Consider the following 11,881-nt stretch of genomic DNA (forward strand, 5'->3'; position numbering starts at 1 on the left):
ATCGAACGCTATACGGTTTCCTCGCCCGCCAAAAGCTGCGGACCCGAGCGAGGCAGGCATGCAGCCCTGCTCGGGCGGAATATGGCCTGGCATTCCACTCGCGCGGACGCCGGCCGGAGAAGGTCTAAGCGCCGCCCGGACCGCGGCCGGTCCAATAGGGATCGCGCAGCTTGCGCTTGAAGATCTTTCCGGTCGCCTCCCGGGGCAGCGCATCCAGGAACCGGATCTCCTTCGGTACCTTGAAGTTCGCCAGCCGCTCGCGCAGAAAAGCCTGCACTGCGGCGGCCGAGAGCTGCTCGCCGGTGTCGGGCTCGATGCAGGCACATAGCCGCTCGCCATATTCCGGGTCGGGAATGCCGAACACGGCGCAATCGCGCACGCCGGGCATGCCGATCAGCGCGTTCTCGATCTCGGCGGGATAGATGTTGACGCCGCCTGATATCACCATGTCGCGCTTGCGGTCACACAGAAACAGATAGCTGTCTTCGTCGAGATAGCCGACGTCGCCGACGCTGACGAGGCCGTCGCGCCCCGCCTCGGCGCGCGCCTGTGCCTTGCCGTGATAATCGAAATCGGGCACCGCCGTCTGACGCATGTAGATTTCACCGACCTCGTTGGCGTCGCACGGGCTGCCGTCGTCGCGGAAGATCCTGACGATGCCGCCTTCGATGGCGCGGCCGACGGTGCCGGGCTTCTTCAGCGCCTCCTCGGCAGAGTGCCATACCGGGATCCCGGTCTCGGTCGAGCCGAAATACTCGTTGATGACCGGCCCCCACCAATCGATCATCGCCTTCTTCACCTCGGGTGGGCAGGGTGCAGCCCCGTGCACGACGAAGCGCAGCGACGAGAGGTCGTAGCGCCGCCTGACCGCCTCGGGCAGCCGCAGCAGCCGCACGAACATCGTCGGGACCATGTGGATGTGCGTCACGCGGTGACGCTCGATCAGGGCCAGCAGCTCCTCCGCGTCGAACCGCGGCTGGAGGATGACGGTACAGCCGTTGCGGAACGCCATCATGCCGTACGAATGCGGCGCCGAGTGATACATCGGCCCGTTGATCAGCACGATTTGGTTGTCCCGCGGCTTGATGCCATAGGCGATCGCGCCGACGCGTTCGGAAGCGGCCGCCTGCTCGGGCTGCATCGGCATGCGCCGCACGCCTTTCGGCATGCCGGTCGTGCCCGACGTGTAGATCATTGCCGCGGCTCGGCGCGGCGGTTCCTGGGCTTCAGGATGGCCGTCGCGCCAGCGCTCCCAATCGGTCAGTCCGGCCGGGACCGCGGTCAGCTCCGGGGCAATGGCGAAGGTCGCCGCCAGCTCGGGCGGCGTCGCGACCACGAGGAGGCGGACATCCGGCGCCACGCCGTCGCGAATCTGCGGCAGCAGGTCGGCGTGGCAGACCAGTATCTTCGCGCCGCTGTCGGTCAGGATGTAGCGGACCTCCTCGGCCTTCAGATGCCAGTTGATCGGCACCACCGGGCTACCGAGTGCGGCGGAGGCCGCAACCACCTCGAACAGGGCGAAATCGTTGCGCAGCATCATCGCAACCGGCGCGGCCTCGGCCAGGCCCAGGGCGCGGAATCCGCTCGCCGCCCGCCTGATGCGTGACTGGATCTCGTCATAGCTGATCCGGCGCTCGCCGCTGATGATCATGGCGTGTCCTTTCCCGCGCGAGCCTAGCGATCGTCCAGCACGTCGCCGAAGCCGACCCAGCTCTTGCCGTTGAAGCGGCGGAGCTGAAGCTGCTGGAACGGCAGATAATCGTCGGCGCCGGTCGTAACCGATATTCCCGGCAGCAGCAGCGGCAGCTTCACCTCTTTCAGCGAGGCCGCCTGGCGCATGATGTTGTCGCGGCTGACATCATCTTTGCACGCCTTCAGCACCGTCATCAGCAGCGTCGCATAGTGGTAGCCGGCCGCGTAGTTGGAATTGGAAAGGTCGGCGTTCGGCATGTATTGCTTCATGAAGGCAAAATACTCCTTCACGCCGGGATCGTCGGCCCATTGCGGGTCCATCGTGTCCTTCTGGTTGCTCGACGAGATCAGGCCGACGGCGTTGTCGAGCCCGGCCGGCTCCAGGAACGAAATCGACGAAGCCGAGGTCGGCACGAAGAACAGCTCGGGCTTCCAGCCGATCTCGGCCACGCCCTTGACCATCTGCGAGGTGAACTTTCCGAGCACGACGCCGAACAGCACGTTGGCGCCCGAGGCCTTCAGGGTCGAGAGCTGCGAGCTGATCGTCGGCGCGCTGGTCTCGTAGGTCTGCTCGGCGATGATCATGCCGGCCGCCTTGGCCCCGAGCGCGCGCTTGAAGCCTGCGACATAGTCGCGACCGAAATCGTCGTTCTGCGCCAGGATCGCGATCCTGGCGTCGGGCTTGGTCTGCAGAATGTATTTGGCATAGACCACGCCCTCGGATTCGTAGGCCGCCATCCCCGGCATCGTCCACGGATTCTTCTGCGGCTCGGCCCATTTGGTGGCGCCCGAGAGCACGAACAGCTGCGGCACCTTCTTGGCGTTGAGATAACGCTGCACGGCGCTGTTGGTGGCGGTGCCGAGCGAGCCGAACATCATCAGCACCTCGTCTTGCTCGACCAGCTTGCGGGTCTGCTCGACCGTCTTCGGCGGCGAATAGGCGTCGTCCAGCGTGATGAACTTGACCTTGCGGCCGTTGATGCCGCCTTCGGCATTGATCTTGTCGAAGAACGCCTCCTGCGTCCGCCCGATCGCGCCGAAGCCGGAGGCCGGGCCGCTATAGGGCAGGGTCTGCCCGATGCGGATCTCGGCGCTGCCTTCGGCGTGGGCGCTGCCGGCGCCGAGCGTCAGCAACGACATGCCGATCAATGCGGCTGCGAGCTTCATAATGTCCTCCCGTTTTTTCTTGTCAGTCCGAGACGTCAGGCGCTGGCGCGCAGGAAATCCTGCCGGGCCCGATCGAACTCCGCTTTCATCCGGTCGACCAGGTCGGCGACGGCAGGCGCGTCGGTGATCTGGCCGATGCCCTGGCCCGAACCCCAGATGTCGCGCCAGGCCTTTGATTTGGTGTTGCCGCCTGAGCCGAAATTCATCTTCGTCTTGTCGGCCACCGGCAGATTGTCCGGATCGAGTCCTGCGGCGGCGATGGAGGGGCCGAGATAGTTGCCGTGCACGCCGGTGAACAGGTTGGTGTAGACGATGTCGTGCGCGGCATGCTGCGTCAGCGCGGACTTGTAGGCTTCGTCGGCGTTGGCTTCCTTGGTCGCGATGAAACGCGTGCCCATATAAGCGAGGTCGGCGCCCAGTGTCAGCGCGGAGGCGATGCCGAAGCCGTCGCTGATCGCGCCCGACAGCAGGATCGTGCCCTTGAACCATTGCTTGACCTCGCGCACCAGCGCGAAGGGCGAGAGCGTTCCGGCATGCCCGCCGGCGCCCGCGCAGACCAGGATCAGGCCGTCGACGCCGTGCTCGGCCGCTTTCCGCGCATGCTTGACGTTGATGACGTCGTGGAACACCAGCCCGCCATAGGAATGCGCGGCCTCGACGATCTCCGCTGGCGGCCGCAGCGAGGTGATGATGATGGGGACGCGATGTTTCACGCAGGTCTCCATATCCTTCATCAGGCGGTCGTTGGAGGCGTGGCAGATCTGGTTGACCGCGTAGGGCGCGACCTTCTTGCCCGGATTGAGCGATTTGTATTGCCCGAGCTCGTCCTAGATGCGGCTCAGCCACTCGTCCAGCTTCTCGACCGGACGGGCATTGAGCGCCGGAAACGAGCCGACGACGCCCGCCTTGCACTGGGCGATCACCAGCTCAGGTCCGGAGACGATGAAGAGTGGCGAGCCCACCACGGGCAGCGTGAGCGAATCCTTCAAGAGAGCGGGCAGCGCCATCATGTCCTCCCTGAAAACGCGGCCCCGCCGGCGGGCGGATGACGAGGCGTTTCCCTGTTGATTGTCGCGCGGGCGATTGCCGCCCGTGTTGCGGATTTGAACCCACTATAAGGTTGGACGGCGCGCTCCGGTCGTTCAATAATGAACGGATAGCCATTCAGATATGAACGGGGGGTGCCGATTGGACTGGGATCTTTGCAAGACCTTCGTCGCGGTCGCCGACACCGGAAGCTTCACCGCCGCCGCCCGCCGGCTGCACACCAGCCATCCGACCGTCAGCCGCAAGATCGCGGCGCTGGAAGCTCAGCTCGGCACCCGACTGGTGGCGCGCGCCGCCGACGGCCTGGCGCTGACGGCGGATGGACGGACATTGCGCGAGCACGCCGAGGCCATGGCGGCGGCGGCGCTGCGGGCCGAGACCGCGGTTGCGGCCGGAGGACATAAGGCCCGCGGCATCGTCAAGCTTTCGATCGGCGCGACGCTGGCCTCGCATTGGCTGATGCCGCGCCTGCCCGCCTTCCTGCGTGCGCACGATCATGTCCAGCTCGAGATCATCACCCACCCGTTTCCCGCGAGCGTGCGCCGGCGTGAGGCGGACGTGGTGCTGCGGCCTTTCGACAGCGGCGAGGAAAACCTGGTCGGCCGCAAGATCGGCCGCCTTGGGACCGGATTCTATGCCTCGCGCGATTATGCCGCGGGGCGGTCCTTGCCTGAACGGCGCGGCGAGTGGAAGGAGCATAGCGTCGTCGGCTTCGCCGACCAGGCGTCCAATGCACAGCTTGCGCGCTGGAGCGACGTCGTCACGCGGCAGGCCAGGGTGGTGATGCGCTGCTCTTCCCAGGGCGACATGCTGGCGGCGGTCCGCGCCGGGATTGGGATCTCGGCGCTCTCCTGTTTCGTCGCGGAAAGCTATCCCGACCTCGTGCGCGTCGCCCCGCAAAAGCTCGCCAGCGTGGCGGACCTGTGGCTGCTGGCCCATCCCGACCTCGTCGAACTCCCGGCGGTGCGCGCCGTCGTGGATTTCGTCGCCGAATGCGCCCGGGCCGACCGCGCGAGGCTGCGGGGCTAAAGCATGATCCGGAAAAGTGCGCAGCGGTTTTCCGAAAAGATCATGCTTAAACAACAACCTAAAGCGCGATGACGTTTCATCCTGATCGCATCGCGCTTTAGCCCGAGCCGGCGAGCACGCCCTCGCGCTTCTTCACCGCGCGATAATAGCTCCACCACAGATGCGCCGCCGCGCCGCGCAGGGGACGCCAGGGTTCGGCGAGCGGCGCCATCTGCTTTTCCGTCGGCCTTGCCTGAAGGCCGAGCCCGACGCGGATAGCCTCCTGCACGGCGAGGTCGCCGGCGGGCCAGGCATCGCCATGGCCGAGGCAGAACAACAGATAGACGTCCGCGGTCCAGGGGCCGATGCCGGGCAGCGCGATCAGTGTGTGATGCGCGGCGTCGGCATCCTCCTCGGCGAGCACGTCGAGGTTCAGCCGCTGCGCGCCGATCTCGCGCGCGAGATGCTTCAGCGTCTTGATCTTGGCGGCCGACAGGCCGAGCCGCCCCAGCCGGTCAGCGCGGGCGCGGCGCACCGCGTCATGGTCGAACGGATCGAAGGCCGCCGACAGCCGTCCCCAGATCGCCGCGGCGCTCGCGGTCGAGAGCTGCTGGCCGCAGACGATGTGGGCAAGCCCCGCAAAGCCCGGCTCGCGCCGCCGCAAGGCTGGCATGCCCGCGATCTCGAACACGGGTTTGAGGCGGGGATCGCGCTTGATCAGCGCTTGGACGGCCTCTTCGAGATCGGATTGGGTTTCGAGGTGGATGGTCATGCGATCGGCAAGCTCTCTTCGACGTCATGCGCGGGCTTGACCCGCGCATCCATCTCATATCGTAACAGAGTCCTTGGAAGATGGATGGCCGGGTCGAGCCCGGCCATGACGAGTTCGATATGATGGCGCCACCCGTTTTCCGATTCGCCCCGAGCCCGAACGGCCACCTCCATCTCGGCCACGCCTATTCGGCGCTCCTTAATTTCGACCGCGCGCGCGAGTCGGGCGGTCGGTTGTTGCTGCGGATCGAGGACATCGACACGACGCGCTGCCGGCCGGAATTCGAGGCGGCGATCTATGAGGATCTGGCCTGGCTCGGATTTGATTGGGAGATGCCGGTCCGGCGGCAGTCGGAGCATCTCGCTGATTATCGCGCGGCGCTGGACACGCTGTCGGCGCTTGGGCTCATCTATCCCGCCTTCGAAAGCCGCGCCGAGATCGCAAAGCTCGTCTCCGCGCGTGAGGCCGACGGCCCGTGGCCGCGTGATCCCGACGGCGCACCGCTTTATCCCGGCGAGTCCAAATCGCTGCCTGCCGACGCGCGGGTGCGCCTGATCGACAGCGGCGCGCCTTACGCGTTGCGGCTCGACATGATGGCGGCCTGCCGGCGCGTTGCCGGCCTGACCTGGAATGAGCTGGGCGAGGGGCCTGATGGCGAGCGCAGCACGGTCCCGGCGCGGCCCGAGGCCTGGGGTGACGTCATCCTGGCGCGCAAGGAGACGCCGACCAGCTACCACCTGTCCGTCGTCGTCGATGACGCGCTCCAGGGCGTCAGCGAGATCGTGCGGGGCCAGGACCTGTTTCACGCCACCGCCGTCCACCGCCTGCTCCAGGTCCTGCTCGGCCTGCCCGAACCCGCCTACCGCCATCACCGGCTGATTTGCGACAGCGAGGGGCGGAAGCTGTCGAAATCGAGCGGCTCGACCGGTCTGCGCGCCTTGCGCGCGGCCGGCATGGCGCCTGCCGACATCCGTCAGCTGGTGGGATTAGGTTAAGTTTCTCTGGGGGTTAGCGAAACGCCGCCGTGACTCCGGGGGTTCCGCCGTGCCATGCTTGGCCGACAGCCCGGGGTTCGAAGGGGACACTTCGAAGGGGATCTATGGCGGCGAAAAAGCGCCCAGCGCGCACCACGCGGACGTCCAGGCGACCGCCTCGGAAGCGGTCCGGGACGACCGGCGGGTTGCCCAAGCGCAGCACCAAGGCGGTCGCGCCGGACGTGGTCCAGGCCGCGCTCGCCGCCTTTGCCCATGAGGTCCGCACCCCCCTGACCGGCATTCTGGCGATCAGCGACCTGCTCGCGACCTCCGATCTCGGCGAGCGGGAACGGCGCTGGGCCGACACCATCAAGGCCGGTGCCGAGCATCTGGCGAGCCTTGCTACGCTGTTCGTGGATGCCGCCAGAACCGGCAAGGGGGCCAGCAAGGCCGGAAGTACGCTGCGGCAGGACCTGTTCGATCTCCGCACGCTCGCCCGCAGCGCCGGCGATTCACTGGCCGGCCGTGCCGCGGCCAAAGGTCTCCAGGCCCAGGTCGAGATCTCCGACAAGCTCCCCGGCCTCGTGGTCGGCGATCCCGTCCGCCTGCGCGCCGCGCTCGAGAACCTGATCGACAATGCCGTGAAGTTCACCGACCAGGGCGGCGTGGCACTCGAGGTCGCGCCCTGGCGTCCTGCCAAAGGCAAAACGAAAGGCAAGCCAAAAGAGAAGGGCAGGGTCGGCGTCGCCTTCGCAGTGTCCGACAGCGGCATCGGTCTCACCATGGCCGAGATCAAGCGGCTGTTCCGCCCGTTCACTCAGGCCAATGTCACCATCGCCTCGCGCTTCGGCGGCGCCGGCTTGGGTCTGTCCTCGGTCAAGCAATTGGCGCGCGCGATGGGCGGCGACATCACCGTCGCACCGCGCCGCGGCGGTGGTGCTACCTTCACGCTGACGGTGTCGCTCGATGCGGCGGGACCGCGCAAATCCCGCAAGGCGAAGGGTGAAGCCGAGGCAGATGCGGTCGCGGCGCTGCGCGTCCTCAGCGTCGAGGACAATCCGTTCGGCCGCGTCGTGCTCAACACGATTCTGACCGAGCTCGGCCATCATGCCGAGTTCATCGGGCGCGGCGAGGACGCCGTCGGCCGGCTGGCGCAAGGGGCGTTCGATGCGGTGCTGATGGATATGGTGCTGCCGGGCATCGACGGCGTCGAGGCCATCAGGCGGATCCGCACTATGGAGGCGCCGCTGGCTCAGATCCCGATCATCGGGGTGTCCGGCCGCGGCGAGGACGAGGCGGCCTCGCGCGAGGCCGGCGCCGACGCCTTCCTGGTCAAGCCTGTGTCTCCGCGGGCGCTAGCGACTGCGCTGCTTGAAGCGACACGCCGTGAGGAAGCCGCGACTTGATGATCGCGGCATTGAGCTCGCCGCCGTAAACGAAGATCGCGGCGATGAAATACAGGAACACCAGCGCGATGATCACCGAGGCGAGCCCCGCATACATGGTCACGTAATTGTTGGCGAAGCGCGCCAGATATTGTCCGAACACGATGCCTGATATCAGCGAGGCCACGATGGTGAAGACGATGCCGGGCAGGATCTGGAGGAAGCCGCGCCGTCCCGCCGGCAGCCAGACGTGCAGGATGATCAGCGCCACCACCAGCGCACCGATCGTGATGCCGTAGCGCAGCCAGGTGAGGATGCTTTCGTTGGACTCGACGAACAGCGGGATATGGCGTCGCGCCGCCTCGATCAAGAGCGGACCGAGCACGATCAGGAACGCCATGGCGAGCGCGGTGAAGGCCGCAATCAGCGTGTAGACAATCGATTCCAGACGCAGCCAGTACCAGCGCCGCATCTCCACCACCGCATAGGCGCGATTGAGTGCGACCCGGAGGGCCTCGACGCCGTTGGAGGCGAAATAGACCGACAGCGCCGCGCCGATCGTCAGAATGCCGGTGCGGGTCGTGGTCAGCACGTCGTGCACCTCGCCCGAGATCGAATCGGCGACCTGCTTGGGCCAGATCTGCAGCATCAGGCTGGCGGCCTGGTCGGCGAGTTCCTTGGAGCCGAAGAAGCCCGCGAGCGAGGTCAGCACGATCAGGAACGGGAACAACGCCATCAGCGTCGACAGCGCGATGTGGCTCGCGATCGCCCAGCCGTCGTCGGCCAGGAACGTGTAGAACGCATCCTCCAAGACGCAGTAAATGTAGCGGATGGCTTTCACGTGGCACCTACACCGCTGCTCGCTCTCCCCGCACGTAGGGAGAGGTCAGGAGAATAGGCAATGGGCGCAAATCGGAAATCATCGCGCTACCATCTGATATTCTTGCCCCAAAAGCCAGTTCGCGAAGCGCTTCGCTCTCATTCCGGGGCGCGCGCAGCGCGAGCCCGGAATCCATTTCGCCGCAGTAGGGGTGGCCCGATGGATTCCGGGCTCGACGCTTCGCATCGCCCGGAACGACGCCGGAGGCTGCTGCGGCACCATGGCGGACCGGCGCGCACGGTGTTATCACCCCCCAATGGCATCTCTCCTGACGACTTTCATCCTGCCGGCGGCAGCCGGCGCCGTGGCGTTGGTGCTGCTGCTTGGGCTCATCAACATGATGCGCGGCGGCTCGCCCAACATTTCGCAGAAGCTGATGCGCTGGCGCGTGCTGCTTCAGTTCGTGGCGATCGTCATCGCAATGCTCGCGGTCTGGGCGATGGGGCGGTAATCATGGTCGTACTGAATCGCATCTACACGAAGACCGGTGACGACGGCACGACGGCCCTCGGCTCGGGCGAGCGCCGCCCAAAATACGATCTGCGCATCGAGGCCTATGGCACGGTCGACGAAACCAATGCCGCGATCGGCGTGGTGCGGCTCCATACCCAGGATGCCCCCGAGCTCGACGCGATGCTGGGCCGCATCCAGAACGATCTGTTCGATCTCGGCGCCGACCTTGCGGTTCCGGAACGTGACGGCAAAGCCGAGCGCCTGCGGATGGTGGCGAGCCAGGTCGAACGGCTCGAGCGCGACATCGATGCGCTCAACGACAAGCTCGCGCCGCTGACCTCCTTCGTGCTTCCCGGCGGCACGCCGACTGCTGCCCATCTCCATGTGGCGCGCACGATATGCCGCAGGGCGGAACGGGTGATCGTGGAACTGGCGGCCCGACCCGGGGAGCAGGTCAGCGCAGCTGGCATTCAATATATGAACCGCCTCTCGGACTTCCTGTTCGTGGCCAGCCGGGCCGCCAATGGGAATGGCGCCGGCGACGTGCTCTGGGTTCCGGGCCAGAACCGCTGACCCATCGAGCTCTCGCATTTCAGAGGGCTAAAATTAGGCTCGTTCGCGCGTTGACCGGGGCAGATCAGGCCTTTAGGTTCCGCGCCAGTTGATAACCCCCCTCCCAAATTGAGTGAAAGAGGATCGATGAAGGTCTTAGTGCCGGTAAAGCGGGTGGTCGATTACAACGTCAAGGTCCGCGTCAAGGGCGATGGATCGGGCGTTGAACTCGCCAACGTCAAGATGTCGATGAACCCGTTCGACGAAATCGCAGTCGAAGAAGCGCTGCGCCTGAAGGAAGCCGGCAAGGCGACCGAAGTCGTGGTGGTCTCCATTGGACCGGCCCAGGCGTCGGAGACGATCCGCACGGGTCTTGCCATGGGCGCCGATCGCGGCATCCTGGTGAAGGCCGAGGGCACCGTCGAGCCGCTCGCGGTCGCCAAGATCCTGAAGAAGGTTGCTGACGAAGAGCAGCCCGGCCTGATCATTCTCGGCAAGCAGGCGATCGACGACGACAGCAACCAGACCGGCCAGATGCTGGCTGCGCTGCTCGGCTGGTCGCAGGCGACCTTCGCTTCGAAGCTCGAGGTCGAAGGTTCTGACTTCAAGGTCACCCGCGAAGTCGATGGTGGTCTCCAGACCGTGAAGCTGAAGGGACCGACGATCGTCACCACCGATCTGCGTCTCAACGAGCCGCGCTATGCCTCGCTGCCGAACATCATGAAGGCCAAGAAGAAGCCGATCGCGGACAAGACCGTCGCCGACTACGGCGTCGACGTTGCTCCGCGTCTCGAGGTCGTCAAGACGACGGAGCCGGCCGGCCGCAAGGCGGGCGTCAAGGTCAAGGACGTCGCCGAGCTGGTGTCGAAACTCAAGAACGAAGCCGGGGTGCTCTGATGACGACGCTGCTGATTGCCGAACACGACAATGCGTCGCTCAAGGATGCGACCAACAAGGCCCTGACCGCTGCCGCCGCGCTCGGCGCGGACGTCGAGGTCCTCGTTGCCGGCCAGAACGCCAAGGCCGCGGCGGATGCCGCTGCCAAGCTTGTCGGCGTCAAGAAGGTGCTGCTCGCCGACGGCGAGCTCTACGCCCACGATCTCGCCGAGCCGCTGGCCGCGCTGATCGTTTCGCTGGCGTCCGGCTATGATGCGATCGTCGCGCCCGCGACCTCGCGCTTCAAGAACGTGATGCCGCGCGTCGCCGCCCTGCTCGACGTCATGCAGGTCTCGGAGATCATCAAGGTGGTCGCCCCCGACACCTATGAGCGCCCGATCTATGCCGGCAACGCGATCCAGACGGTGAAGTCCAAGGACGCCAAGAAGGTCATCACGGTCCGCACCTCCACCTTCGCCGCAGCCGGCGAGGGCGGCAGCGCGGCGGTCGAGACCGTCGCGGCGGCGGCCGATCCGGCCCTGTCGTCCTTCATCGGCGAGGAGGTCGCCAAGAGCGACCGTCCCGAGCTGACCTCGGCCAAGATCATCGTCTCCGGTGGCCGCGCCATGCAGAGCCGCGAGAATTTTGCCAAATACATCGAGCCGCTCGCCGACAAGCTCGGCGCCGGTGTCGGTGCCTCGCGTGCGGCGGTCGACGCCGGCTATGCGCCGAACGACTGGCAGGTCGGCCAGACCGGCAAGGTCGTGGCCCCCGAGCTCTATGTCGCCGTCGGCATTTCCGGCGCCATCCAGCATTTGGCCGGCATGAAGGACTCCAAGGTAATCGTCGCGATCAACAAGGATGAGGACGCGCCGATCTTCCAGGTTGCGGATTACGGCCTAGTCGCCGATCTCTACCAGGCGGTTCCGGAGCTGACGGCCGAACTCGGCAAGCTCGGCAAATAAAAGACGCCAAAAACACCGGCCGGAGGCATAAACTCCGGCCGGTGTTTCATTTCTGAAGCGTTTTCTTTGGCGTGGGGCACGCCGGGGAAGCGATCCAATCTAGGTTTCGA

11 protein-coding genes and 1 pseudogene are annotated in these 11,881 nt (G+C 66.0%); 7 read left to right on the top strand and 5 right to left on the bottom strand.

Annotated elements, in window-relative coordinates; genetic code table 11:
- Nucleotides 1-124 precede the first annotated feature (124 nt).
- From GA0061098_RS20855 to GA0061098_RS20865, 3 genes and pseudogenes are all read right to left on the bottom strand, one after another.
- Nucleotides 125-1,651 carry an acyl-CoA synthetase gene (locus GA0061098_RS20855; RefSeq protein WP_091960215.1) on the bottom strand — a complete coding sequence of 509 codons (1,527 nt, stop codon included), beginning with the start codon at nt 1,649-1,651 and terminating at the stop codon, nt 125-127.
- Between the two features lie 23 nt (nt 1,652-1,674).
- Entirely contained in the window at nt 1,675-2,859 is a 1,185-nt protein-coding gene (locus GA0061098_RS20860) for an ABC transporter substrate-binding protein (protein ID WP_091960219.1), read from the bottom strand.
- A 35-nt stretch (nt 2,860-2,894) separates the two neighbouring features.
- Nucleotides 2,895-3,866: pseudogene (locus GA0061098_RS20865) on the bottom strand (NAD(P)H-dependent flavin oxidoreductase).
- Nucleotides 3,867-4,047: 181 nt separating this feature from the next.
- Between GA0061098_RS20865 and GA0061098_RS20870 the strand changes: the two are divergent.
- Entirely contained in the window at nt 4,048-4,935 is an 888-nt protein-coding gene (locus GA0061098_RS20870) for a LysR family transcriptional regulator (protein WP_091960223.1), read from the top strand.
- Between the two features lie 97 nt (nt 4,936-5,032).
- On the opposite strand, the gene GA0061098_RS20875 is transcribed toward GA0061098_RS20870, so the two are convergent.
- Complete coding sequence (locus tag GA0061098_RS20875) at nt 5,033-5,686, bottom strand: DNA-3-methyladenine glycosylase family protein (protein WP_091960226.1); 654 nt, start codon at nt 5,684-5,686, stop codon at nt 5,033-5,035.
- Between the two features lie 122 nt (nt 5,687-5,808).
- Here GA0061098_RS20875 and gluQRS point away from each other — a divergent pair, with 122 nt between their 5' ends.
- Both gluQRS and GA0061098_RS20885 read left to right on the top strand, forming a co-directional pair.
- Nucleotides 5,809-6,681, top strand: coding sequence for a tRNA glutamyl-Q(34) synthetase GluQRS (gene gluQRS / locus GA0061098_RS20880; RefSeq protein WP_091960377.1), 873 nt, complete (start codon nt 5,809-5,811; stop codon nt 6,679-6,681).
- A gap of 104 nt (nt 6,682-6,785) precedes the next feature.
- Nucleotides 6,786-8,066 carry an ATP-binding protein gene (locus GA0061098_RS20885; protein ID WP_091960229.1) on the top strand — a complete coding sequence of 427 codons (1,281 nt, stop codon included), beginning with the start codon at nt 6,786-6,788 and terminating at the stop codon, nt 8,064-8,066.
- On the opposite strand, the gene GA0061098_RS20890 is transcribed toward GA0061098_RS20885, so the two are convergent.
- A complete protein-coding gene (locus tag GA0061098_RS20890) occupies nt 7,993-8,886 on the bottom strand; it encodes a YihY/virulence factor BrkB family protein (protein WP_091960235.1) in 894 nt (297 codons plus the stop codon). The genes GA0061098_RS20885 and GA0061098_RS20890 overlap by 74 nt on opposite strands.
- Nucleotides 8,887-9,181: 295 nt before the next feature.
- On the opposite strand from GA0061098_RS20890, the gene GA0061098_RS20895 reads away from it, so the two are divergent.
- From GA0061098_RS20895 to GA0061098_RS20910, 4 genes are all read left to right on the top strand, one after another.
- On the top strand, nt 9,182-9,376 hold the full coding sequence (locus GA0061098_RS20895) for a twin transmembrane helix small protein (protein ID WP_091960239.1): 195 nt from the start codon (nt 9,182-9,184) through the stop codon (nt 9,374-9,376).
- Between the two features lie 2 nt (nt 9,377-9,378).
- The gene (locus GA0061098_RS20900; protein ID WP_091960242.1) at nt 9,379-9,951 is read left to right on the top strand and encodes a cob(I)yrinic acid a,c-diamide adenosyltransferase; all 573 of its coding nucleotides are present in this window, start codon (nt 9,379-9,381) and stop codon (nt 9,949-9,951) included.
- 126 nt (nt 9,952-10,077) lie between these two features.
- Complete coding sequence (locus tag GA0061098_RS20905; protein WP_091960245.1) at nt 10,078-10,827, top strand: electron transfer flavoprotein subunit beta/FixA family protein; 750 nt, start codon at nt 10,078-10,080, stop codon at nt 10,825-10,827.
- Nucleotides 10,827-11,771, top strand: coding sequence for an electron transfer flavoprotein subunit alpha/FixB family protein (locus GA0061098_RS20910; RefSeq protein WP_091960248.1), 945 nt, complete (start codon nt 10,827-10,829; stop codon nt 11,769-11,771). The genes GA0061098_RS20905 and GA0061098_RS20910 overlap by 1 nt, the downstream gene beginning before the upstream one ends.
- Nucleotides 11,772-11,881: the final 110 nt, after the last annotated feature.

It is taken from the genome of Bradyrhizobium shewense, assembly GCF_900094605.1.
GTDB lineage: Bacteria > Pseudomonadota > Alphaproteobacteria > Rhizobiales > Xanthobacteraceae > Bradyrhizobium > Bradyrhizobium shewense.